Genomic DNA, 22,998 nt, shown 5'->3' with positions numbered 1-22,998 from the left:
CTTTCCGAAAGGATTTAACCATAAACAAAAGCTGAATTGCGCAGTTAAAGTAGTTAGCCGAGTATGCGTTCGATAGTGCGGGAATTCGCGACCGAGTTGTTTAAACACAACGGCAGCGGCGGAGGCGATTTGAGCCCGCCGTCACTGAATCGCACGACCTATGTCGCCTCGGGCGTTCTCAACCTTCTTTCGCTCGCCCTCCCCCTCACGATCCTTCAGGTATATGACCGCGTGCTGCCAAACGCGGCCTTTGCAACGCTGACTGTATTGCTGCTGGTGCTCGCATCCGCCATCGCCACAGACGGCGTTCTTAAATATCTGCGTTCCAAGGTCATAAACTGGTCGGCGGCCGCATTCACGCATAATCTTTCAGCCAAAGCCATGCAGACCATGCTCTCCGAACGACCGAGAGAATTCGGCAAAGTGTCAAAGAGTGAGCATCTGGAGCGGCTGAACGCCATCAACGGTCTTGGCAACCATTACAGCTCCCAATCGCGGACAGTCGCCGTCGATATTCTCTTTATCCCAGTCTTTTCATTCGTAATCATCCTCATTGGGGGCTGGGTTTTCGCCGCAGTGGTCGGTCTTTTCGCCGTATTTTCCTATCTCGCGTTTAGAGGTACGCAATCGCTGAATAGCGCAATTGCAGCGCGTGAAGAGCTTGATTCAAGAAAGCAAGACTTCATCATTGAAGTTCTTCAGGCCATTCAAACGGTCAAGGCCTGCGCGATGGAGCCGCAAATTATGCGGCGCTTTGAAAGGCTGCAATCGGCGACGAGTGTAGTTACCCAGCGAATGATTAAGCTGACCGGATCAGCACAAACATACAATAACGCTTATGCGGCCTTATCAACAGTGGTGATTGTCGGCGCGGGCGCCGCCCTTGTCCTTGATGGGCGTTTAACGCTCGGCGCACTGGCCTGCTGCATGCTCTTGTCATCCCAACTTTTACAGCCTCTGATGCGCTCTCTCGCCAGTTGGAATGAAGTCAAATTGGCTCAACACAGGCGCGGCCGCGTATCCGCTCTCTTTGATTGCGCCGAATCTCACAATATGCAGCCCCAGCGCTTCCAGGAGCGGTTTCAGCCAAAGCCTGTCAGACTTTCCAATGTCACAATTCAACATGACGACGCGCCGCCGTTATTTACGAATCTAAATCTTGACATTGAAGCCGGTGAGTTCGTCGCCATTACCGGTGATGACGGAAGCGGCCGATCGACATTACTAAGAGCGTTCGTACAGGACGCCCCGATGAGCGAAGGAGAAATCCGCGTTGGCCCGGACGTTTGTGGCCCTGATTCACCAAACATCTTGCGGCGCCATGTCCGCTATGTCGGCCTCAGCCCGGTGATATTCAGAGGCAGTATTCTCGACAACATCACACTGTTTGGGGAAACGCCGACACAAGTCGCCCTCATGGCGGCGAAATTCACTGGCCTCGACGATGAGGTCATGCGCATGCCGCTTGGTTATGACACGCTTTTAAAAAGCGCTTCTGGCAATGACGTGCCGGCGCCGACGGCGCAACGCATCACCTTGACACGCGCCCTTGCAATGCGACCCTCTGTGCTCGTTCTCGACGAAGCAAACACTCTGCTCGATCTCGCTGGCGAACAACGCTTCATTGAAGCGTTAGGCCGTCTAAAAGGCAAAATCACCACGATCATTGCAACGCATCGTCCGTCCCTGCTGCGCATGGCGGACACAACCTATAAGATTTCAAATGGCGCGCTTATAAAAGATGAGCTTGCGCCCAAAATTCAGACGAAGGCCTCATGACAACGCCAGAAGAACATAGCGCGGCTGTCAACGCTGATGGCAATGAAACTATCGCCAGCGAAGACGCTTTGCCGGCTCAAAACCCTGTCGGCTTTCTTCAGGCGCGTTTGCGCGCAGCATTCAGCCATAACGAGGAAGACTGCGCGGCCGCCGATACTGACTGTTTGGCTGTCTTAGAACAGTTTTTGAAACTGACCGGGTGGGCGCAAGGGCCCCGGCGTGTATTTGAAGCGATGCCTCATGCAGATGAGTTATCGACGGTCTCTTCGTTCCGCGCCATGCTTTTTCATCTTGGCTTTGCAACAACTGTCGAGCCCGCGACATCCAAGAATCTGCGCCCGGAATACCTCCCATGTTTCCTCCGGTATAATGACGGCGCCATGAAACTGGCGGAACAGCGCAACCGAGACGGCGCCATCGTCATATTTGACCCAGTGGCCGGCTCTCGTTCCTCAGTGTCTCCGGATGATGTGCAAGCGCTTGCGATCTTTCCTGAAAAAGTCGAGAGACCTGACGCCTCCCAGAATACGGCGGCGCGTTCCTGGACGAACGAGCTGCTGTCCGTTTTTACGCCCCATATCAGGCAAATTTTCTATGTCAGCTTTATCGTCAATATCCTGGCGCTGGCGCCCCCTATTTATGTGATGGCGGTCTATGACAAGGCGGTCGCCGCAAAGGCCTATGACGTTTTGGCCGGCCTTACGGCAGGCATCGCGATCATCATTGCGGCTGACTACCTTCTTAGGCGTGTTCGCGTTCAATTACAGGCCTATCTTGGCGCCCGTCTTGACGAACAGCTCAATGAAACAGCCTTTCGTCACCTTCTTCATTTGCCGTTATCGCATACAGAAGACGCGCCCATTGGATCCCAGCTCACCCGATTGCGTCAGATGACATCTCTGCATGAAGCTTTTACGGGGCCTCTTGCCAGCGCATTTTTCGACCTTCCTTATATCGTGCTCTTTATTGCGGTCATCGCGCTTATTGGCGGGCCTCTTGTCTGGGCGCCAGTGTCGCTCATCGCCCTATATGCGCTAGCGGCCTGCTGGGCGATTCCAAAGACCGGAGACTTGATAAAAATATCCGGTGAGAAGCGCTCCCAACTCAACAACCTTATGGTCGAAGCCGTTTCCGCACAAAAAGCAATCAATGACCTTGCTGCAGAACATGTCTGGTTGCGCAGACATCGGAAAATGTCGGCGGAAGCCGCTGTCGCGAACATGAATGCGCGGCAAATCAACTCTCTGCTGCAAATATTCTCTCAATCCATGGTGGCGCTTGCCGGCGTCGGCGTCCTCGCTTTTGGCGTCAACATGGTCATTGACGGAAACCTTTCCGGCGGCGCGTTGATCGCTGTTATGGCGCTATCCTGGAGAGTTCTCGGCCCTATTCGCAATCTGTTTCTGACCGGCCTCACCCTGGGTCAGACCGTGCAAAGCCTGCAGCAAATAAACCGGCTCGTCCGCCTGCCGCTGGACCGGGAACCAAACACCGGCCCGTCAATCCCGCGCAGCTTTAAAGGGCATATCGTTGTCGATAAGGTGTCATTCCGCTATCCAGGACAACGAGAACCGTCCCTTCGCGGCGTCTCTTTCGAAGCACGTCCCGGTGAACTGACATGTCTATATGGCAGAAGCGGTTCCGGTGTTTCGACGATGCTGCGCGTCATTCTCGGTCTCTACCAGCAACAGGCCGGCTCAATCTATGTCGATGGTCTTGATTTGCGTCAGCTTGATCGAGGTGAATGGCGTCAGGCTATCGGGGTTGGCCTGCAGTCCCTCGATCTCTTCCATGGTACGGTCGCACAGAATATTCGTCTCGCCCGCCCTGATGCAACGGACAAAGACATTGAAATGATTGCGAGCCGTCTCGGGATCGATCAGTATTTCGGCGGCTCGCTTGAGCTGGGTCTTGAAACAAGATGCACGACGATGGCACGCACTGCATGGCCGGATCCCTTGCTAAGTCGCATCAACCTTGCTCGCGTTTTCATAAAAGAAGCGCCAATCTATGTTCTTGATGAACCTGCCGTCAGCCTGGATCATGCAGGCGAACAGGCTCTCCTTTCCCTAATCGAGGAAAAGAGAAAAAACAGCACCATCATTATGACGACACAACGGCCAAGCCACATGCGCATCGCAGACAGAGTGGTATGGCTCGAGCATGGCGCCGTGCGCGACATCGGCGCGCCAGACGATATTGTTTCAAAGGTCCTCGCAGCATGAGGAATGACAGGCAGAGTAAGGCTATGGGCAAGTCAACGATAAAAGTTGCAGCGAGACAGGAAAAAGTCGGCGAAAGGCATGGCCTCGCCTTACCTCTTGAGCTGGAAGAAGGCGCGCCGCCGCATCATGCGAAAGCGACGATGGCGATCATCAGCGGCCTTTTCATCCTTATCCTGGTATGGGCGAATATTGCGCATGTCCGCGAAGTGTCGGTTGCTATCGGTGAAATTGCCCCTTACGGCTCGACCCGCGAGGCCGCACATTTCGAAGGCGGCATCATTGAAGAAATTCTCGCGAAACCGGGCGACACAGTCACGCAAGGGCAAGCACTCGCCAAGCTTCGGCCTGAAAGCAGCGGCGGCGAATTTGACCGCCTCGCCGCCAGGCAAGCCAGTCTGGAACTTCGCGCCGAACGTATGGCCGCCCAATCGGAATCGCGCAGCCCGGACTTTTCTATGTGGCTGGTCGATTGGCCTTCACTTGTGACGGAACAGCAGTCAATTTACGATGCAAATACGGCGCAGCACGAAGCAATTATGGCTGGTTTCGTTTCTCGCGAAACTTCAGCGAAAGCTGAGGTGATAAAAGCGGCCGCGCAGCTGGAATCTGAAACTGATCTTCTCCAATATGCACGCGAACAACTTGCTATTCAGGATGAGTTAATTGACGAAGGCTTTACGTCAAAACAAACCTACTTGCAGGCAAAATCGAATGTAGCAAGTGCGAATGCCGCAGCTATTGTTGCGCGAACAAGGCTTGATCAGGCGCGGGACGCTTTGAACGCCGCCGCCGCCGATCGCGCCGGCGCCGAAGCGGAGTATAAAAGCCGCATTGCGGAGGAGCGCGCGACAATTCTCGCCGAGCTCGAAGAGTTAAAAAAACCTTTCATGTCATCGCGTGACAGGTCTGACCGTCTTGTTGTACGCGCGCCGGTTGCGGGTGTCGTCAATGATGTGCTTGTGGATGGGAGCGGCGATGTTGTCCGTCCGGGCGGCGTCATCGCTGAAATCACTCCCACAGGCGCAGAGTATTTTGCAGAAGTGCGCATCGAGCCTAAAGATATCGGCCACATTGCTCCCGGTCAGTCTACAGACGTGACCGTAACGACCTTCGATCCTAACCGTTATGGGAAATTGACGGGAGATATCTCGCATATTTCAGCGGACAGCTTTACGGACGAACGTTCTGGAAAGGCTTATTACATTGCGTATATCGCCCTGAATGAGCAGAAAATCGGTAAGGGAAAAAATGCTCATGCACTGTCGCCGGGCATGGAAGTCCGGGCGGAAATCGTCACCCAGTCCCGCACGATGATGCAGTATATCTTAAAACCTGTTTCCAGGTCGCTGGACCGCGCATTTACGGAACGCTGACGCCTTTTGACCTGCCTGACTCACTCTCATCGTTGAGTGTTCCGTAAGATTCATCATGGTTAATTTTGTGTTTATCAAGCCGCCATGGGACGGTTTGCCAAGGCTCATGGGTGTAAGCCTAATAGCGCCCGTCGCCCTGAAAGCCAGATTTCATACCAAATTTTAAACTTGTGCGCTTAATAAGGCAGAACCTCAGATTGCTGCGGTTCCGGCTAACAACCTGTTCGCCGGTACAAAACAAAAGACATGCGGGGCTGACAGCGTGGGCGACAATCAACAATCTCCAGAAACGATTGTGCTTGATCAACGGCTTGATCTTGGTCTGCCGCACAAAGAGCGTCTCGCGGCGGCACCGGTTCATGAACTATCGCTGAAGGTCATGAAAATAGATTTAACTTGCACGACCGGCGAAACCTTAACGCGCCTTAACCATCTGTTTTTGTGTAGTTTTTTAGGAAGCACGCCATTTCGGGCGGAATTTTGGGCGAAGCGCGGCCCATAGTGACGCCCGTCACACCGGCAAAACCGGGCGCCTGATAAGACTTCCTTAACGCCGACCACGAGGAAGGAAGACCCGCCATGCGCTACGCCAGAACATTCGGCTTTATCTACGCCGCCCTCGCCGCTGCGATTTTCCTCTTCGCCTCGCCGGTGCGGGCCGAGGACAACACGGCGACCTTTGAAAAGGTCAAGGTCATCTACACGATGCAGGCGGACGATCATTCCGCCGGCGACGAGCACGAAGTCGAATATGACGTCGCCGCGAGCGCCACTGAGACGCCCGAGCGCCAGCAAGGCCGCCGAACCCGTCAACAGTCTCCGCGCAATTAGCCCTTGCGCGCCCTAAGCGGCCGGACCTTTCACCCTCCCGGTCCGGCCGTCCACCTTCGCCGCGCGGGGCTAGTCCTCGCGCGGCTTTTTCTTGCCATCGGTCTTGTCCTTTTCAGTTTTGTCCTTGCGCTGGCGCGCGTCATGGGTGTCCGCCTCGGCGGGCGCAGCTTCCTCGCCCTCCTCCACATGAATGTCCCGCGCCGGGTTCACGTCTTCGTCCGGCCACTCATCGCGGCCGCCATGATGGGCGCGCTCCTCGGCTTCTTTCAGGGCGCGTTCTTCCTCGCGCGTCTGAACCGAGGGCTTTTCCTGTTTTTCTTTCCGGCCCGGCCCGCCGCTGTGGTCATGTTTCGCTGTCGCGGTCATCGCCGCCTCCTTTGGCTTATCCAGGGAAACAGCCGGAAAAGGCCCATCGTTCCCTCGGGGTTCCCTAGGGCTCCCTAGTGTTTCGCAGGCGCGCGGGCCCCGACTCCACTATACTCCCCGCCCATGAAGCCCCGCGCCGCCCTCATCCTTCTCTTCGCCGCGTCCTGCGGGCGGGCGGAGATGGCCGTTCCCCCGACGCCGAGCCTCAAGCCGGAATGCGGGATCGCCTCCTATTATCACGCGACGCTCGCGGGAAACCCCACGGCCAATGGCGAGACCTACGACCCGGCCCTGCTCACCGCCGCGCATAATTCCCTGCCCTTCGACACGGTGGTGCTTGTGCGGCGGCGCCCCGATGAAGACGGCGACGGCGGCGAGACCGTCACGGTGCGGATCAATGACCGCGGTCCTTTCGTGGAGGGGCGCATCATCGATCTCTCCCCCGCCGCGGCGAAAAAGGTCGGGATCTTCGGCGAGGACGGCGTCGACGATGTGTGCCTGGTGATCATGGCTGCGCCGCAGGATCAGCCGCGATAATCGCGCAAGCAAACGCGCCTGACGCTGCACCGCACCATAGATGATGGTTTGTGTTTCATCGCCGCGCGGGTCTAGAGTGCGGCCAAGCTTGAGGCTGTTTCCATCCAGCGTTGCGTCCCGCTTCGGGTTTCGTCGCCGCCCCCCGCGCCTTTTGGCCGCTCAAGGGCCCGCTCAACAGCATTCAGGGAAACCACACTCATGACCATACGCAAGCTGTTCATCGCCGCTGCCGCGCTCACCCCCGCCGCCTTCGCCGCCGGCGCCCTGACAAGTTACGCCCTCGCCGCCGCAACGCAGGGCGAAACGGCGGCGGAAGAAACAACGACAGAAGAAGCCGCAGCGGAAACGCCGGAACAAACCGCCGCGCGCGAGCTCTGCATGGAAACCGGCGCGCCCGGCGCCTGGCCGGGCTGGTCGATCCGCCGGGGCGAAACCTGCCAGAACTCCTTCGCCGATATCTGCACCATCGTGCATGACGTCGACGGCGTCGAAGCGAGCCACACCTGTTATGTCCCGCTCCCCATGCCGGAAGAACCGGAAACCGAGGCGGAGCCGGAACAGGAGTAACGACGCCGGCCCGCATGCGGAGGTGTGTCTGGCCCTGTCGGCGGCGCCCGCAAAGTCATGATCCATCAGACGGGCCGCTTTTTGGCGAGCACCTCGCGGTCGTACCAGTCGAGGATGCGCTCCACGCGCGCGAGCGCTTCGCGCTCCGGCAGGGCGAGAAGGCTCGCTTTCAGTTGCGCGTATTGCGCCTTCTCCATCTGATGGCGCACGGGATCGTTGCCGAGGCGCGGCGGCGCCTCATAGCGGTCCCGAAATTTGCAGTCGCGCCAGCCGAAACAGCGCGGGCGCTTGTCGGCGACGGAGATCGGACAGCCGCAATCATAATCGCGCGGGCTCGCCGACGGATCGCCTTCCTTGCGCCGCGCCTCCGCCAGCGCGCGCGGCGCCAAAACTTTCGCGGCGTAGCGCCAGACGATCTCCGCCGCGACCAGCGGGGCCGGCTCATAAATCCCGGCCCAGTCGGCAAGCTCGCCGAAGCCCAACGCCGCCGGCGTTTTCCGCTCGTCCTCTTTTGCCTGTTTCGTCGCCATGTGTTCACTCCATGAGGGTTCGGCGCCGCGCATTCAAAATGCGCGAGCGTGACGGGAGGGAGAGAAGCGCGAGACGCAAAACTTCCATCCTATTTGTTAGTCCGGAGGCTTTGCGCCTCGCGGCCCGCGCGCGAACGCGCGCAGATCATAATTTTGCGCGAGGCCCAAAGCCTCGACGGACGGCCATGCATCATCGTCACCGCCTTTCATCGGAAAGCGAGTGGATCAGGGGGAGAGAAGCGAGACGCAAAACTTCCATCCTATTTAGTAGTCCGGAGGCTTTGCGCCTCGCGCAGGGGCGTTTTGTCGAACCGGCGGGACCGGCCGTAATCATGACCGCCGGACGGTTTTACCCGCCAGACGTTCGCGCCATGAGAAAGCCCGGCCTCTGCGGCCGGCGGGCGGTCGGATCTTTCCGTATCGCAAGACCGGTGCGCGCCCGCGCGCTCCCGTCCGGACCGAAAGGAAACGGTGGCCTCCCGTCTCTCATGCCCGGACGTGAGAAGCATCATAAGGCAGGTTCAGAAGTGGTGGATAACTATTCACCAACCCTCAAAAAACCGGCCTTTTTCGCCTTTTTGAGGTGTTTTTCCCGTTTTTGGGGTGGGGGTTTTTGCGCCGTATTCACCCCCATCCCCGGCTTCGCCGGTACTTCCCCCGTAAACGGGGGAAGAGGGAGCCAGCCTCACGCACAATGCTCCTCCTCCCCCGTTTACGGGGGAGGTGTCGAGCGTAGCGAGACGGAGGGGGCCTGCCTCACCTAGCTTGGAGTTTGCGGGAAAAAAGACACTCACCCCCCCTCTCCGACCACCCCGGCCCCCGGGTCCGGCCGTAGGCCGGCCCGAGGACAAGCTCCACCCGGAGCCCAGTCCAGACAAAAAGACGGGCTACGCCCGGCATTATCACATTCGCTGGATCCCGGCCTTCGCCGGGATGATCGGGGGAAATATTTAATCGGCACCTCCTCGTGGGAAACGGAAGCATTTGAAATCGATAGCTATTGCAAATGTGAAGGAGGAAGTCGTTCAAAGAGTGCCTTCAAATCTTCGTCTTCTTCAGCCAATCTCTCAAGCATTGCCCACACTTCTGGGCCACCAAACTCTTTGACAAGGTCAACACGACTATCATCTCCGGACAAATCTGCGTATTCGATCATTGACGCAAGTAGATCGACATATGCCGACCTGCATTCGAGCAAAATTTCATCCCAGCTTTTTACTGAGATTGGAGTAAACTTTGGATCGTGCCGTGGGTTACCGGGATTTCCTATCAGGGTACCAACTACTTTCGACTTAGGTCTAAATGTCTCTGTATACTGAATATAGTCGATTAATTGGCGCGATTCTCTCATTCCCAACTCTAAGTCAGGCTTCTTGATTTCAACAATATGAACATCCTTGTGGCCAGCAGAGCTCAAAAATACAAAGTCCGCCCGTTCCTGATCAGACATGCCGCTTACAATGCCACCAATCCTCTCCCCACTTTCATCTTCTAGCGCAGCCTTTTCGATAGTTGTTTTGAGCCATTTATCTGATGTTAGAAGCTCCCCGTATGGATCTATTATCCACGGAAACTCCTCCACAAGCTTTTGAAGGTTGACCTCTCCGCGACGGTGAACCAGATCGTGTAGCAAGCTTAATGCGTATGCCCTTTGGGCAAAGGTTAATGCCAACCCCATAGATTCAGGAACAGAGTGGCGTCGAAGCTCATTTATCACTTTGCTAAAATCTTTGGCTTCAAAACTCCCGCCGACAGACTTCCACAAATTTCTAATCAACGTACGAGTTGGCAAATTCATCCACGCTTGCGAAACAGCAAGCAATAACTCGTCCCGAGTTTGTTCAGCTTTAGCGCCCTTGCCCAAATCTTGGGTGGCATTTAGCACTAGCTCTTCGATCGCCTTATTTTCCGGGTCAGAAAATGTTGGGATAACTTTTTCTTTTCGACGCTTAGCTGCAACGTCTTCCAATTCTTTGATTTGTTTTTCTTTCCTGAATTCGGTGTATTTATCTAACCATGTAGATACTTTTTTCTGACCCCACTCTCTAAACCCATCAACGATGGGATCGCTCCAGTCAATTGAGGTGCGGTCAGTGGAAACAAGGTCATTTTCTTGCTCGTCTATCCAGTCAGCCTCAACAACAGCATACAGATATCTTTGAAAGAGCTCTTTTCCTTTGACGCTAAAAAAGAAGGGACGATCCTGCACTATTTTCCCATGTGCATATATGCCAACCCCAGCTTCATCAGAGGGCCAGTCGGCAGACCCTACAAAACCCGCCCAAAATCGCACTTCCTGCCCTTTAAAGGACTCTGTTACATAGGCTCCCGCGTCTGATGGAATACGAAACTCAAACTCAGGCAACGCCTCTTCATTGTTCAGTTCACGCCCATTAATTTTAACGGAAAAATCGTGACGCAATAAAATAACAGAGAAGCGCCGGCCCAAAACGGCACCCAATTCGATTTCGTCAAATGGCAATGATGTCGTGATTTCCGAGGCAAAAACTATCGTACCTTGACCGTTCGATATAAGCGTAGCCACATGTGGTTTTAATACAGCGCTTAATTCATCAATTTCGAACTCACTGATAGCAACATCATATGATTCAAAGGGCGGTTCATACTGACCAAACTCTCGACCCGACTGCAATATTCCACCCAAGTGTAACGTGAAATGATTCAGCCTATTGTTATTGACAGTTACAACTTCAACCTTGCGAGCTATGCCAAACGGCGCAAGTTTACCGATACCCTTCCTCCCCATAAGCGCGCGCCCTCCTGCGGAACGCTCATTGGGAGATCGACGTTTCTTTTTTCCAACTATTAGGTATGCGTCTCGAATGTCCTCGAGCGACATGCCAACACCATTATCCGCGACCAGAAAAAACTGCCCATCACCTTTAGAACCAAATTCAATTTCGACAGATGTTGCATCAGCATCCCAACTATTTGACACCAGTTCAGCCAGCACCTTAACAGGCTTGTTCGAATAGAGCTTAATACCCAAATGCTCTATTACATTATGATCAAATTTTAGTTTGGGTTTTTCTTCCGTCATTCATTCACATTACTTAGAAAGCAGCAAACAATCAAACATGCATCACCCGCCCATAGGCATCCAAGACCGCCTCATGCATCATCTCGCTCAGCGTCGGATGCGGGAAGATCGCGTGCATGAGGTCTTCTTCGGTGCCCTCCATGGAGCGGGCGAGGCCGAAGCCCTGGATCAGCTCGGTGACTTCCGCCCCGATCATATGGGCGCCCAGTAATTCGCCGGTCTTTTCGTCGAAGACGGTTTTGACCATGCCCTCGGGCTCGCCGAGCGCAATCGCCTTGCCGTTGCCCACGAAGGGGAAGCGCCCGACCTTCACCTTGTAGCCGGCGTCCTTCGCCTTCGCCTCGGTCAGGCCGACACTCGCGACCTGCGGGTTTGAATAGGTGCAGCCCGGAATTTTCGTTGTGTCCATGGGGTGGAGGCCTTTGACGCCGGCGATCTTTTCAGCGCAGAGGACGCCCTCATGGCTCGCCTTGTGCGCGAGCCAGGGCGCGCCCACGAGATCGCCGATGGCGTAAAGGCCCTTAACGCCGGTCTCGAGCCATTCATTGACCGTCACATGGCCGCGGTCGATTTTCGCGCCCAGCGCCTCGAGCCCCAGATCCTCCGTATTCCCCGTAATGCCGATGGCGAGGATCACGCGGTCCGCCTCCACCGTTTCGGTCTTGCCGTCTTTGAGCTTGATCGTCGCCTTGACCGCGTCGGCGCCCTTGTCGAGCTTTTCAACGCTCGCCGAGGTGAGGATGTTCATCCCCTGTTTCTTGAACTGCTTCTCCGCGAATTTGGAAATCTCCGCGTCTTCGGCGGGCAGGATGCGGTCGACCATTTCAACGACGGTCGTTTCCGCGCCGAGGGCGTTATAGAAACTCGCAAACTCGATGCCGATGGCGCCGGAGCCGATGACGAGGAGTTTTTTCGGCATCACGTCGGGGACCATGGCCTCCTTCGCGGTCCAGATGAATTTCCCGTCGGGCTCCAGTCCTGCCTGGGGAAGCGTGCGCGCCCGCGCGCCGGTGGCGAGGATGACGTGTTTGGCCTTGATCGTTTCCTCGCCTTTATCTGTCTTCACTTTAACGAGCGGCGCGGCGGCGCCTTTTTCGAGCCGCGCGGTCCCCTTCACCACCTCAATCTTGTTCTTCTTCATGAGGAAGCCGACGCCCTTTTCCATCTGCGCCGAGACGCCGCGCGAGCGCTTGACGACCGCGTCGAGATCGAAACCGATCCCTTCCGCCTTGAGGCCGAAATCGGCGGCGTGCTTCATATTGGTGTAGACTTCGGCCGTCCTGAGGAGCGCCTTTGTCGGGATGCAGCCCCAGTTGAGGCAGACCCCGCCCAGCGCGTCGCGCTCCACGATGATGGTTTTGAGCCCGAGCTGGCTGGCGCGGATCGCCGCCACATAGCCGCCCGGTCCGGACCCGATCACCACGAGATCACACGAACGTTCCGTCATTTGCTGTCCTTTGCGCTTGCTGGGTCCTCTTTCGCGCGCGACTATAGCCGCACCGCCCCAGAAGAAAACAACCCGGAGAGGAAATTTTCATGGCGATCAAGGCCTTGCGCACCCCTGACGCGCGTTTCGCGGAGCTTCCGGACTGGCGTTACGCGCCGCATTACATTGACGACCTGCCCGGCTATGAGGGCCTGCGCATGCATTATGTGGATGAGGGGCCCGCGGATGCCGAGGTCACCTTCCTCTGCATCCATGGGGAGCCGTCATGGGCCTATCTCTTCCGCAAGATGATTCCGGTGTTCACCGGCGCCGGGGGCCGCGCGGTTGCGGTGGACATGTTCGGCTTCGGCCGCTCCGACAAACCCGTCGATGATGAAACATACACCTATCATTTTCACCGCAACGCCCTGCTCGCTTTTGTCGAGCGCCTGGATCTGAAAAACATCTGTCTCGTGGTGCAGGACTGGGGCGGCGTTCTCGGCCTGACGCTGCCCATGGCGGCGCCTGAGCGTTATACGCGCCTGATCGTCATGAACACCGGCCTGCCCGGCGGCGAGGAAGCGCCGGAAGGCTTCGCCATGTGGCGCGCCTTTAACCGTTCGCAGCCCGATCTCGATGTGGCGGCGCTGATGAAACGCGCGACGCCGGTGCTGAGCGATGCGGAAGCCGCCGCCTATGCGGCGCCCTATCCCGATATCTCTTACAAGGGCGGCGTGCGGCGCTTTCCTGAACTCGTCATGCTCAAGGAGCAGGGCAAGGACTTAACGCCCGCGTCAGCCGAAGGCGTCGAAACATCGCTCGCCGCCCGCAAATTCTGGTCGCAGGACTGGACCGGCGAGAGCTTCATGGCGGTCGGCATGCAGGATCCGGTGCTCGGCCCGCCGGCGATGAAAGCGCTCCGCAAGATGATCCGGAATTGTCCCGAGCCCATGGAGATCGCAGATGGCGGTCACTTCGTTCAGGAATGGGGCGAACCGGTCGCCAAAGCGGCGCTCAAGGAGTTTGGCGTCGGCTGAGCTTTCGGCTCGCCGCTCCAAGAAAACGCCTTATCGCGCCTGACGGTTTTGTGAGTTGCACCCGCCCCGAACGCGCCGCTCTGCTGCGCGCTGCAATTAGGGAGGGCAACACCCATGATGAAACTGAAATTCGCATTCGCAGCGCTGGCGCTTGTCGCGACGCCGCTCGCCGCCGCAGAGCCAGCCGAAGAGACAGCAGTGTCCGACGCGACCGTCAGCATTGCGGAGGACTATCTCGCCGCCTATTCGACATTCAATGTCGACACAATGGCGCCGTTCCTCAGCGATGACATGGTTTTCTACGACCCGACCTCCACCACGGAGAACGCCGATGGCGGGTCATTTATTTTTGAAGGCAAGGACGCCGTGCTGAAAGGCCTTGGAGACTACGCCGCTCAATATAAATCATTCAGCGTCGCTTATGACGTTGAGCGCCGCTACGAAAGCAATGGCGTTGTCGTATTTGTGGCTCAACTTTCCTATGATCTTGTCACGAAAGACGACCAGACCTTTACCGGCTCTGCGCCGATCGTCACGGCGGTCACCGTCAAAGACGGTAAAGTGGTGAAGCATCTTGATCTTTACGATTACGCCGGGAACGTAAAAACCTTTACGGACTGATGCGGATGGCGGCGTCCATCTTTTAACGGGCGCTGACATGCCTTCTGAGCGATTGAAGAAATTGATGCGTCTGCGCCGCCATCTCTTCCAATGGTGCGGACGCGAGCGTTTCTTCGCTCCAGCCGCCGGCTGGTTGCATCGCGCCCGCGAGCTCTGTCAATGTTCGCCGCTCCGCCGCATCAAGCGGCAGTTTGCCGGCCTCCGCCAGCATCGCCAGTAATTCGTGGATTTGCCGCAAGGCCATGAAAGCGCGCGTCATGGGAGCTTTTAACTGCGGCTCGGCCAGCCAGCTGCGTCCCGCAAAGATGTCCTGCGTCACGCGCTGTCCGGCGCCGAAACACTGATAAGCGACACACCCGCTAAAGCCGCGCTCCGCCAGCTTTTCATGGATCACGCAGGCGCCCGCCTCATCCAGATTCGGACAGGGCGTTTGCGCAGGCTTGTCGATCCCGAAAGAAGGCGATTTGTCGAAGGCCGGCGCCATACAGCACAAGGCGGCGCATCTCGTGCAATCGGCGTGCAGGTCAATAGCGTCAGTCATCGCCGCCGACTTCCTGACGCGCTGTCTGCATCAGCCGCCGTGAAAGGTCCTCCGCCGTCATGGAAAACTCGCCCGCCAGCCAGGCCCGGATGACGCCAAGCATAGCGGACGCGGCGGCGACTGATTGAAACCGTTTTTCGGCAGGGTCCCCGACCGCGATCTCCAGTTCGATCATGTCGGCAAGCTTGCGGGATAGCTTTTCATAAAGCACATCGCGAAAGACGATGCGCGCGAAGCGGCGTTGCTCCCAAAAATGCTCTATAACGAATTGAACATGTTCCCGTTCCGCGGCGCCTGGCGGAATTTTCGCCAGAGCACTGAACAAGGGTTCAATGGACGTCACCAGCACATCGTCCTTGTTGCGGAAATGCTCATAAAATGTCGACCGGCCAATGCCCGACATATCGATGATGTCGGCGAGCCGGATGTCGTCATATTTGCGCGTCAGTACGAGCTCGCGAAACGCCTCGAAAATGGCCATGCGCGTGCGCTTCACCCGGCGGTCTGTAACATCGTCCACGGTCATGGCCCTGCCTAGCAAGAATCAAACGCCTTGTCCTGATGGCCTGTCATTTCCGGACAATGCAATTTCCAGACAATGACGCCCGAATGTCCGGTAACGGACGCGGGCCGGCCCTTGTCTGTCGCATGGGCGGCGAAAGCGCGCCATGTCTTGCCGGAAAAGGAGACCGACATGACCCGACCCTCTCTCGACAAAATAACGGCGCGTACAGCCGGCATAAGCCTCATCGCCCTGACCGGCTTGTCGTTGCTGTTCATGGCGCATCACCCGACGCTCGGCGCGCCCGGTTATGACACGCTGGCGGAGGAAGCTGCGGCCGAAGCCGGCCTCAATGGCGGCGTTCACGGCGCGCTGATCGTCATCCTGATAGGATTTTATGTCATGCTCACAGCCCTGTCGGACGGTCTTGGCCGCAAGCGTCTCTCGGTCCGGACCGCCCAGGCGTCAATCATAGCGGCGTCTGCGCTGATGGCGGGCGCCGCGCTTGTCTCCGGCTTCATTGTTCCGGGAACGGCGGCCTCGCTGTTGCGCGGGGACGCGGCGGCGGACTTCCCCGCCTTGCTGCGGATGCTCGGCGCGACTAATCAGACGCTCGCCGAAGCGGGGACCATCGCCTATGGCGCCGCAATCTTTTTCTGGTCGCTGAGACTTATCCGCATGACCGGCCTTGCGCGGATGACCGGCGCTATCGGCCTTCTCGCCGGCGCCGGGTTAATCGGCGGCATTGTCACCGGCTTGTTGCATCTCGATGTCGCCGGCATGACGCTGGCGCTTGGCGTCATGGGGCTGTGGTTCGTGCTGGCGGCGCTTCTCATGATCGCCGGCGCCCTGTCAGCGCAGGAACAACACTGACCTATTCCCCGCCGACGCGGTAATCCCTGGTCGCTTCAGCGATGAGCGATGGCAGCTCCATGGGCGGGGATTTCCATTCCTCAGCGGCGAAGACCGGCGCCTGATCGGCGAAATGCGGCGATGTTTTATCAAGCGTCGCCGCGCCAAACTGGTGGATGGTTTTAATCGTCACGTCCCGTGCGCCGGACCAGTCCGCATAGAGAATATAAGTGTCGCCGCCCACGGATTTTAACGCGCCCTCGCCGTCTTCCTGAGGATAGACCGCACGCAGCGTGTCCGGCCCGCCATTAAGCGGCAACGAAACGTCGCCTCGTTTCAGCCGCACCGCCTCGCCCCATTCCGGATCGATACGCCCGAACAGCGTTTTCAATTCCGCCGAGACTTCACGCAGCGCCGCTTCATAATCCGGCGTTTCAGCGCCTTCATCATTGAGGAGGTAGCCGCGCGCCTTTTGCGCGGTGAGGATCGCCAGCGCGGCCGAACGGTTGCCTGTCGTCACTGACCCGTCCCATGCTGCGAGCGTGGCGGCTTCTTCCTGCAAGTCTTCGGCGTCCGATTGCGCCAGTTCTTTTACAAGCTCCATGACACGGGAGTCTTGCGCATAAAGATGATCCATCTTGTAGGAGACAAAGTCCTCGCCGGTAATGGAATCGTCGCCGCCATAAAGCGCCTGAATGCGCAAGCCGCGATTGGTCGTGCGCGTATCGACGCCGTAATGGCTCGGAAAATTCGCCGGATCAGGATTGTCTTCCGCGCCGGATGACTGAAACGGGGTATGGTTGGCGTTCACCACATAGCCGGAGCGCGGCATCACCACTTGCGGGACGTCATTGAGCGTGCGCGTCCCGCGCCAGACCAGCGCCGGGTCGGCGCCGTTCTGCGCCTTCGACCAGTCAGGGCCTTTGGCGCGGACTGGGATCGCCGCATTGTAATAATAAGCGATGACGCCGTCGCCATCGGCATAGACGGCGTTGAGGCTCGGCAGCGCCAGCATCTCCATCGCCGCGCGCCAGTCGGCGTAATTCGCCGCCTTGTTCATGCGATAATATTGTTCAATGGCGCGAATATCGCCCTGTCCCGCATAAGAGACTGCGAAAACACCGTCATCCGTCTGGAAAACCGGTCCGTGAACGGAGTAAAGCGCCCGCCGCGTGACAGGCAGGCTGAACGGCCCCCACAGATGCACGCGGAATTTGATTTTTTTCACGTCAAATGCGCGCCAGCCGCCGTCAAACCGGTATTTTGCAGGCTTTTTCGGCTTATCGACCTCAAGCGTGTAGACATCGACGAGATCGGGCTTGTTCACCGTGAACGCCCAACCGAGATCCGGCCCGGCGCCGTGCAACACCAGGGGCGCGCCGGGGAAAATCCCGCCGATCATGTCCCAGCCTTCTTCGGATTTCACGCGCGCTTCATACCAGGCGACGGGACCCGTATAAGGCTGGTGCGAGTTCACCATCAAGCGCGTATGCCCATCGGCGGAGCGCACCGGCGCGACCGCCATGGCGTTGGAGCCGAGTTCAAATTCCTTCGGAATCTTCAGGAAGGATTCGCGCGCTGTTTCTGTGCGCCGTTCAATTTCAACATCACCATCGAAGATGGCCTTCAACTGATCGTCTAGGCCGTAAAAAAACGGCTGGCGCGATGCAAAACCGGCAACGACATCCTGTGCAGTGACGGGCAGCGCCTCACGCCCGCAACGATCAGCCTTTTCCGCGCAGTAGAAATTGATTCCCGCCGCATAGGCTTGCGCAAGCGCGCGTGTTTCCGGCGACAACCCGGTTTCGTATTTTTCCGCGATCGCTTCCGCCGATCCCATGGCGCGGATCAGATAGTCAGTGACCGCCGCATACTCGCCATTGCGGCGCGCAAGATCGCCGCGGGAAAAAAGAATGACTTCTTCGATGGTTTTCCAATCGTCCTCGGCATGGGCGTAAGCGAGGCCGAAGGCCACATCCGCATCGCGGCGCCCGTAAATATGCGGCACGCCATAAGCATCGCGCAGGATGCGCGCGCCATAGTCACTCCCCGCTTCCAGCGCCGCCTCGCCATCAAACGCCGCCGGCGCAGGCGTTTTGAGCCACAGGGCTACGCCAGCCAGAACCGCCAATAAGGTAAGCGCGCCAAAACGAAGAAATTTCAACATAATGGACGTTTATCTCCAGTTTTTGCATGAGCCTGCGCCGCGGCGATATTGCCATGGTTTTCCACGGGGGAACCAGCCTATAAAGCAGTCGCAAGCGCCCATCGCGCGCCGGAAAACTCAATGCTTTATCGTCTCTTCGCTCTTGTCGCCGCCTTATCGTTCATCGTTGCGTCCGCTTTTGCGCAGACGCCGCCTTTGCCTGACGCTGTCCATCACCCCAATGGCGGGCGGGACGGCATGGTCGCCGCCGAAGAAGAAATGGCGGCGCAAATCGGCGCGGATATTCTCGCCAGAGGCGGCAACGCCGTCGACGCCGCCGTTGCAACGGCGTTCGCCCTCGCCGTCACCTATCCGGCCGCCGGCAATATCGGCGGCGGCGGCTTCATGCTGGTCTATCTCAAGGACGAAAACAAAACCGTCGCCATCGACTACCGTGAAACGGCGCCGGCGGCGGCCTTTCGGGACATGTATCTCGATGAGGATGGCGCAGTGCAATCAGACGTCATCTTGAAAACGCTGAAAGGCGCCGGCACGCCGGGAACCGTAGCGGGGCTTCTTCATGCGCTTGAGAAATACGGAACCATGTCGCGCAAAGACGTCATGGCGCCGGCGATCCGCCTTGCGGAAAAAGGCTATGCGCTTCCCTATTTCAATATCGCCATTGTGGAGGCGTACCGGGAACGGCTTTCCCGCAACGAGGCGGCGCGCACCGAGTTTTTCAAGCCCGACGGCGCCGGCTATCTCCCCGGCGAAACCTTCAAGCGCAAAGACCTTGCAAAGACGCTGAAGACAATCGCGAAAGACGGCGCCGGCGGATTTTACCGGGGCCCGGTTGCGGAAGCGATTGCGGCGGAAATGGCGGCCAAAGGCGGGCTTATCACCCTCGCCGATCTGGAAAATTACAAGGTTGCTGAGCGCGAACCGGTGCAAGGAACCTTTCGCGGCTATGACGTTGTTTCCATGCCGCCGCCCAGTTCCGGCGGCGTGCATCTCATCCAGATGCTCAACATGCTTGAAACGCGCGCGGCAAATCCGGGCCAGAGCGACAACGCCGACGACCTTCACTTCCTCGCGGAAGTCATGCGCCTCGCCTATGCGGACCGGGCAAGCCATCTCGGCGATCCCGATTTTACGGATGTGCCAGCCCACGGGCTAATCTCGAAGGACTACGCCCGCGCGCTCGTTAAAAAGATCGACCAGAACAAAGCCATGGCCTCATCCGAGATCGGCGCGGGCGATCCCTACCCTTATGAGGGCAGTCATACGACGCATTTTTCCGTCATGGACAAAGACGGAAATGTGGTCGCCAACACTTATACGCTGAACGCCAGTTTCGGTTCCGGCGTGGTCATTCCGGGAACCGGCATTCTCATGAACAATGAGATGGATGATTTCTCCGCGGCGCCTGGCGTTCCGAATTATTACGGGCTGGTGGGCGGCGAGAAAAACGCCATCGAAGCAAACAAGCGCCCGCTCTCCTCCATGACGCCCACGCTCATTTTCAAGGATGGCGAGCCCTATATGGCGACGGGATCGCAAGGCGGCTCGCGCATCATCACCGCCGTCTTGCAAGTGGTCGTCAACGTCATCGACAGAAAGATGAATATCGCTGACGCGACGGATCATCCGCGCATTCATCAGCAATGGCTGCCGGACGAGATTCTCTACGAGCCGGGCCTTAGCGCCGATACAATCCGCCTGCTCGAGAAAAAAGGCCACGCGCTTGAACCTTTCGGCTGGTACGCCACGCCGCAAACAGTGTTGGCGGCAGACGGCTGGTTCTATGGCGCAACGGACAGCCGGACGCCGGGCGGCGGCGCCTGTTCTCCCGATGGCGGTTGCTGATTGTTATAAATCTGTCGTGAGTGCGCGGCAAAAGCTCTATGACTGAAAGATGTGAGGATTGACCCATGACGAAACTGACCGCCGCTCTATTGCTCAGCGCCAGCCTGACCGCTTGCGCGAGCGGCCCGCTGTTGATCGGCGAAAACACAAGCGCGCCCGCCGCATCGGAAACCGGCGACGCCTGGTTCGACGGCGCGCAAGCGACGCTCACCCAGCGCAAGGGCGTCACGCCGGTCAAAACGAAAGCAAAGAATGTCATCCTGTTCATCGCCGACGGCATGGACCCGACCACAGTCGCGGCGGCGCGCATCTATGACGGTCAATCGCGCGGCGAGGAAGGCGAGGAAAATCTTCTTTCCTTCGAACGCTTTCCGCATCTCGCCATGTCGAAGACCTATAACACCGACATGCAGGTGCCGGATAGCGCCGGCACGATGAGCGCCATGGCCACGGGGTACAAGACCCGCGCCGGGCTGATCTCGGTAAAAAAAGAAGCGCCGCGCGGCGATTGCGCGGCGAGCCTCGCCGCCCACGCGCCGACCTTTGTTGAGATCGCCGAAAGGGCGGGACTGTCGAGCGGCGTCATTTCGACTGCACGCCTCACCCATGCGACGCCTGCGGCGACTTACGCCCATGTGCCCGACCGCGACTGGGAAAGCGACACAAGACTCCCTGAAGGCGCCTATGAGTTGGGTTGCCGCGACATCGCCAGCCAGTTGATCGACTTCCCTTACGGCGACGGCGTCGATTTCGCCATGGGCGGCGGACGCGCCAACTTCCTGCCCGAAGACGCACAGGACCCGGAAGATGATGGCCGCACCGGCTGGCGTAAAGACGGCCGCAATCTGACCGCTGAATGGGTCGCAAAATCCGACAAGCATGAATTCGTCTGGAACAAGGCGCAGTTCGACGCGATTGACCCAACAACGGACCCGCGCGTGCTCGGCCTGTTTGAAGGCTCGCATCTCGAATATGAAGCCGACCGCGCGGAGGATGCCGCCGGCGAACCGTCGCTTGAAGAGATGACGCGCAAGGCCATTGACGTCCTGTCGCGCAATGACAAGGGCTTCGTCCTGATGGTTGAGGCGGGCCGCGTCGACCACGCCCATCATGGCGGCAACGCTGCGCGGGCGCTTAGAGATGCGCAAGAATACTCACAAGCCGTCGCCGCCGCTTACGAAATGACCAGCCCGCAAAATACGCTGATCATCGTCACCGCCGATCACGGCCACACGCTGACCTTTGCGGGCTACCCAGCGAAAGGAAACGACATTCTCGGCCTCGTAAGATATGGCGGCGGTGACGTGGATCACACTTCAACAGCGCTGGACGACAAACCCTACACCACCCTCGGCTACGCCAACGGGCCCGGCGCCGTGTTCGGCAAGGCCGGCGCGCCCAAAGGCGGACGTCCCGCGCTCGACGCCGATGCGGTAAAAGACGTCGACTTCAAACAACAATCGCTGGTGCCCTTGAGCTCGGAAACCCATGGCGGTCAGGATGTGACGATCTACGCCTCGGGCCCGGACGCATATCTGTTCAATGGCGTCGTCGAACAGAATTACATTTTCCATGTGATGATGGATGCGCTGCGGCTTAATCCGCAAGCAGCGGAGTAACGCCTTCCCGGCGTGACAGAAAAACGGCGGAGACGAAAAACGCATCCGCCATTTTCAATTCTAACTTGTCGATTGCTGGGGGCTTACGCCACCGGATCGAGCCAGCCCCATTCGTCCTTGGTCTCTCCGGAGAAGAGACCGAAGAACATATCCTGAATTTGCGACGTAGCCGGACGATTGCCCTTACCTACAGGCAGACGGTCGATGGAGCGCACCGGCGTGATCTCCGCCGCGGTGCCCGTCAGGAACACTTCATCCGCCGCATAAAGCATCTCGCGGGGGATCGACTGTTCGATGACCTCATAACCGGCTTTCTTCGCCAGCGTCATCACCGTGTCGCGCGTGATGCCGGAAAGGATCGAGGACGCCGCGGTCGGCGTATAGATCTTGCCGTTCAGCACCACGAAAATATTTTCGCCCGCGCCTTCCGACACCGTGCCGTCATGGGCGAGGCCCAGACCTTCGGCGAAGCCGGCGAGCTTTGCTTCTTGCGATACAAGACGGCTGGAAAGATAATTGCCGCCGGCTTTAACGCCCGAAGGCGTTGTGCCGGGCGCGTTGCGCCGCCAGCTGGAGAACGCGACGTCGATACCGTTTTTAAGGCCCTCATCGCCGAGATAAGCGCCCCAGGGGAACGCCGCAATCGCCAGCTCCGAAGGCGCATCGAAAGAGGCCGGGCCCATCTCGCCATAACCAAGATAAGCGATAGGACGGATATAGGCGCTGTCGAGATCATTCTCGCGCACGACATCCTTGCAGACCTGCATAATCTCATCGACAGAATATTTTGTGATGTCGATGCGATAGACGCGCGCGGAAAAGAACAGTCGTTCAATATGTTCGCGGTTCCGGAATACCACTACGCCCTTATGCTTTGTGTTATAGGCGCGCATCCCCTCGAACACCGAGGTCCCGTAGTGGAGACCGTGGGTCATTACGTGGGTTGTCGCCTCGGCCCAGGGGATCATCTTACCGTTGCGCCAGATATATTTGGCTTCCTGGATAGGCATGGACGTCATTCCTTCTGCTGTTTTGAGGCTCGACTGAATGACCGAGCCTCGCGCTAAATGCAAGTATTGTCCGGTTTTCGGACTGGCTGGAGGTAGCCTTTAGTGGGAA

Annotated in this window: 21 protein-coding genes; 12 read left to right on the top strand and 9 right to left on the bottom strand. The window is 58.0% G+C overall.

The window, feature by feature from the left end:
* Positions 1–63 precede the first annotated feature (63 nt).
* From ACFC5L_RS10125 to ACFC5L_RS10105, 5 genes are all read left to right on the top strand, one after another.
* Positions 64–1,779, top strand: coding sequence for an ABC transporter transmembrane domain-containing protein (locus ACFC5L_RS10125; RefSeq protein WP_375210747.1), 1,716 nt, complete (start codon positions 64–66; stop codon positions 1,777–1,779).
* Positions 1,776–4,004: a peptidase domain-containing ABC transporter gene (locus tag ACFC5L_RS10120; protein WP_375203063.1), complete on the top strand. Its 2,229-nt coding sequence runs from the start codon at positions 1,776–1,778 to the stop codon at positions 4,002–4,004. Before ACFC5L_RS10125 ends, ACFC5L_RS10120 begins: the two co-directional genes overlap by 4 nt.
* 23 nt (positions 4,005–4,027) lie before the next feature.
* Positions 4,028–5,377 carry an HlyD family type I secretion periplasmic adaptor subunit gene (locus ACFC5L_RS10115; protein ID WP_375203064.1) on the top strand — a complete coding sequence of 450 codons (1,350 nt, stop codon included), beginning with the start codon at positions 4,028–4,030 and terminating at the stop codon, positions 5,375–5,377.
* 262 nt (positions 5,378–5,639) lie between these two features.
* Positions 5,640–5,879, top strand: coding sequence for a hypothetical protein (locus ACFC5L_RS10110; protein WP_375203065.1), 240 nt, complete (start codon positions 5,640–5,642; stop codon positions 5,877–5,879).
* Positions 5,880–5,956: 77 nt separating this feature from the next.
* Entirely contained in the window at positions 5,957–6,208 is a 252-nt protein-coding gene (locus ACFC5L_RS10105) for a hypothetical protein (protein WP_375203066.1), read from the top strand.
* Positions 6,209–6,277: 69 nt separating this feature from the next.
* Here the strand turns inward: ACFC5L_RS10105 and ACFC5L_RS10100 are convergent, their stop codons facing one another.
* Positions 6,278–6,574: a hypothetical protein gene (locus ACFC5L_RS10100; RefSeq protein WP_375203067.1), complete on the bottom strand. Its 297-nt coding sequence runs from the start codon at positions 6,572–6,574 to the stop codon at positions 6,278–6,280.
* A gap of 180 nt (positions 6,575–6,754) precedes the next feature.
* Here ACFC5L_RS10100 and ACFC5L_RS10095 point away from each other — a divergent pair, with 180 nt between their 5' ends.
* Positions 6,755–7,111, top strand: a complete 357-nt coding sequence (locus tag ACFC5L_RS10095) for a septal ring lytic transglycosylase RlpA family protein (RefSeq protein WP_375203068.1) — start codon at positions 6,755–6,757, stop codon at positions 7,109–7,111.
* Between the two features lie 198 nt (positions 7,112–7,309).
* The gene (locus tag ACFC5L_RS10090; protein ID WP_375203069.1) at positions 7,310–7,678 is read left to right on the top strand and encodes a hypothetical protein; all 369 of its coding nucleotides are present in this window, start codon (positions 7,310–7,312) and stop codon (positions 7,676–7,678) included.
* Between the two features lie 65 nt (positions 7,679–7,743).
* Here ACFC5L_RS10090 and ACFC5L_RS10085 read toward each other — a convergent pair whose 3' ends face one another.
* The 3 genes from ACFC5L_RS10085 to lpdA all read right to left on the bottom strand — a co-directional run bounded on the left by ACFC5L_RS10085 (position 7,744) and on the right by lpdA (position 12,716).
* The gene (locus ACFC5L_RS10085) at positions 7,744–8,208 is read right to left on the bottom strand and encodes a hypothetical protein (RefSeq protein ID WP_375203070.1); all 465 of its coding nucleotides are present in this window, start codon (positions 8,206–8,208) and stop codon (positions 7,744–7,746) included.
* A gap of 997 nt (positions 8,209–9,205) precedes the next feature.
* Positions 9,206–11,269 carry an ATP-binding protein gene (locus ACFC5L_RS10080; RefSeq protein WP_375203071.1) on the bottom strand — a complete coding sequence of 688 codons (2,064 nt, stop codon included), beginning with the start codon at positions 11,267–11,269 and terminating at the stop codon, positions 9,206–9,208.
* Positions 11,270–11,300: 31 nt separating this feature from the next.
* Positions 11,301–12,716, bottom strand: a complete 1,416-nt coding sequence (gene lpdA, locus ACFC5L_RS10075) for a dihydrolipoyl dehydrogenase (protein WP_375203072.1) — start codon at positions 12,714–12,716, stop codon at positions 11,301–11,303.
* An 89-nt stretch (positions 12,717–12,805) separates the two neighbouring features.
* Here lpdA and ACFC5L_RS10070 point away from each other — a divergent pair, with 89 nt between their 5' ends.
* Positions 12,806–13,732: a haloalkane dehalogenase gene (locus tag ACFC5L_RS10070; RefSeq protein WP_375203073.1), complete on the top strand. Its 927-nt coding sequence runs from the start codon at positions 12,806–12,808 to the stop codon at positions 13,730–13,732.
* A gap of 114 nt (positions 13,733–13,846) precedes the next feature.
* Complete coding sequence (locus ACFC5L_RS10065; RefSeq protein WP_375203074.1) at positions 13,847–14,353, top strand: nuclear transport factor 2 family protein; 507 nt, start codon at positions 13,847–13,849, stop codon at positions 14,351–14,353.
* A gap of 22 nt (positions 14,354–14,375) precedes the next feature.
* Here ACFC5L_RS10065 and ACFC5L_RS10060 read toward each other — a convergent pair whose 3' ends face one another.
* From ACFC5L_RS10060 to ACFC5L_RS10050, 3 genes are read right to left on the bottom strand one after another with little or no spacing between them, the layout of a single operon-like run.
* Positions 14,376–14,894: a hypothetical protein gene (locus tag ACFC5L_RS10060; RefSeq protein WP_375203075.1), complete on the bottom strand. Its 519-nt coding sequence runs from the start codon at positions 14,892–14,894 to the stop codon at positions 14,376–14,378.
* On the bottom strand, positions 14,887–15,420 hold the full coding sequence (locus tag ACFC5L_RS10055) for a TetR/AcrR family transcriptional regulator (protein WP_375203076.1): 534 nt from the start codon (positions 15,418–15,420) through the stop codon (positions 14,887–14,889). Before ACFC5L_RS10055 ends, ACFC5L_RS10060 begins: the two co-directional genes overlap by 8 nt.
* A gap of 8 nt (positions 15,421–15,428) precedes the next feature.
* Positions 15,429–15,590, bottom strand: a complete 162-nt coding sequence (locus tag ACFC5L_RS10050; RefSeq protein WP_375203077.1) for a hypothetical protein — start codon at positions 15,588–15,590, stop codon at positions 15,429–15,431.
* Between ACFC5L_RS10050 and ACFC5L_RS10045 the strand changes: the two genes are divergently transcribed.
* Entirely contained in the window at positions 15,589–16,269 is a 681-nt protein-coding gene (locus ACFC5L_RS10045) for a hypothetical protein (RefSeq protein ID WP_375203078.1), read from the top strand. The two genes, ACFC5L_RS10050 and ACFC5L_RS10045, sit on opposite strands and share 2 nt — an antisense overlap.
* A 1-nt stretch (position 16,270) precedes the next feature.
* On the opposite strand, the gene ACFC5L_RS10040 is transcribed toward ACFC5L_RS10045, so the two are convergent.
* Positions 16,271–18,415, bottom strand: coding sequence for a penicillin acylase family protein (locus tag ACFC5L_RS10040; RefSeq protein ID WP_375203079.1), 2,145 nt, complete (start codon positions 18,413–18,415; stop codon positions 16,271–16,273).
* Positions 18,416–18,535: 120 nt separating this feature from the next.
* Here ACFC5L_RS10040 and ggt point away from each other — a divergent pair, with 120 nt between their 5' ends.
* Both ggt and ACFC5L_RS10030 read left to right on the top strand, forming a co-directional pair.
* Positions 18,536–20,260: a gamma-glutamyltransferase gene (gene ggt / locus ACFC5L_RS10035; RefSeq protein WP_375203080.1), complete on the top strand. Its 1,725-nt coding sequence runs from the start codon at positions 18,536–18,538 to the stop codon at positions 20,258–20,260.
* A 65-nt stretch (positions 20,261–20,325) separates the two neighbouring features.
* Complete coding sequence (locus ACFC5L_RS10030; RefSeq protein ID WP_375203081.1) at positions 20,326–21,879, top strand: alkaline phosphatase; 1,554 nt, start codon at positions 20,326–20,328, stop codon at positions 21,877–21,879.
* A gap of 83 nt (positions 21,880–21,962) precedes the next feature.
* On the opposite strand, the gene ACFC5L_RS10025 is transcribed toward ACFC5L_RS10030, so the two are convergent.
* Positions 21,963–22,889, bottom strand: coding sequence for a branched-chain amino acid transaminase (locus ACFC5L_RS10025; protein ID WP_375203082.1), 927 nt, complete (start codon positions 22,887–22,889; stop codon positions 21,963–21,965).
* Positions 22,890–22,998: the final 109 nt, after the last annotated feature.

The organism is Hyphococcus sp. (assembly GCF_041986965.1).
In the GTDB taxonomy this organism is placed as follows: Bacteria; Pseudomonadota; Alphaproteobacteria; order Caulobacterales; family Parvularculaceae; genus Hyphococcus.
This window is presented reverse-complemented; position numbering and strand designations above follow the sequence as displayed.

Bases quoted from the DNA above. Each gene is read 5' to 3' on its own strand.
- ACFC5L_RS10125 (WP_375210747.1), top strand. From the start codon at position 64: ATGCGTTCGATAGTGCGGGAATTCGCGACCGAGTTGTTTAAACACAAC.
- ACFC5L_RS10120 (WP_375203063.1), top strand. From the start codon at position 1,776: ATGACAACGCCAGAAGAACATAGCGCGGCTGTCAACGCTGATGGCAAT.
- ACFC5L_RS10115 (WP_375203064.1), top strand. From the start codon at position 4,028: ATGGGCAAGTCAACGATAAAAGTTGCAGCGAGACAGGAAAAAGTCGGC.
- ACFC5L_RS10105 (WP_375203066.1), top strand. From the start codon at position 5,957: ATGCGCTACGCCAGAACATTCGGCTTTATCTACGCCGCCCTCGCCGCT.
- ACFC5L_RS10100 (WP_375203067.1), bottom strand. From the start codon at position 6,574: ATGACCGCGACAGCGAAACATGACCACAGCGGCGGGCCGGGCCGGAAA.
- ACFC5L_RS10095 (WP_375203068.1), top strand. From the start codon at position 6,755: ATGGCCGTTCCCCCGACGCCGAGCCTCAAGCCGGAATGCGGGATCGCC.
- ACFC5L_RS10090 (WP_375203069.1), top strand. From the start codon at position 7,310: ATGACCATACGCAAGCTGTTCATCGCCGCTGCCGCGCTCACCCCCGCC.
- ACFC5L_RS10085 (WP_375203070.1), bottom strand. From the start codon at position 8,208: ATGGCGACGAAACAGGCAAAAGAGGACGAGCGGAAAACGCCGGCGGCG.
- ACFC5L_RS10080 (WP_375203071.1), bottom strand. From the start codon at position 11,269: ATGACGGAAGAAAAACCCAAACTAAAATTTGATCATAATGTAATAGAG.
- lpdA (WP_375203072.1), bottom strand. From the start codon at position 12,716: ATGACGGAACGTTCGTGTGATCTCGTGGTGATCGGGTCCGGACCGGGC.
- ACFC5L_RS10070 (WP_375203073.1), top strand. From the start codon at position 12,806: ATGGCGATCAAGGCCTTGCGCACCCCTGACGCGCGTTTCGCGGAGCTT.
- ACFC5L_RS10065 (WP_375203074.1), top strand. From the start codon at position 13,847: ATGATGAAACTGAAATTCGCATTCGCAGCGCTGGCGCTTGTCGCGACG.
- ACFC5L_RS10060 (WP_375203075.1), bottom strand. From the start codon at position 14,894: ATGACTGACGCTATTGACCTGCACGCCGATTGCACGAGATGCGCCGCC.
- ACFC5L_RS10055 (WP_375203076.1), bottom strand. From the start codon at position 15,420: ATGACCGTGGACGATGTTACAGACCGCCGGGTGAAGCGCACGCGCATG.
- ACFC5L_RS10045 (WP_375203078.1), top strand. From the start codon at position 15,589: ATGACCCGACCCTCTCTCGACAAAATAACGGCGCGTACAGCCGGCATA.
- ACFC5L_RS10050 (WP_375203077.1), bottom strand. From the start codon at position 15,590: ATGTCGGTCTCCTTTTCCGGCAAGACATGGCGCGCTTTCGCCGCCCAT.
- ACFC5L_RS10040 (WP_375203079.1), bottom strand. From the start codon at position 18,415: ATGTTGAAATTTCTTCGTTTTGGCGCGCTTACCTTATTGGCGGTTCTG.
- ggt (WP_375203080.1), top strand. From the start codon at position 18,536: ATGCTTTATCGTCTCTTCGCTCTTGTCGCCGCCTTATCGTTCATCGTT.
- ACFC5L_RS10030 (WP_375203081.1), top strand. From the start codon at position 20,326: ATGACGAAACTGACCGCCGCTCTATTGCTCAGCGCCAGCCTGACCGCT.
- ACFC5L_RS10025 (WP_375203082.1), bottom strand. From the start codon at position 22,889: ATGCCTATCCAGGAAGCCAAATATATCTGGCGCAACGGTAAGATGATC.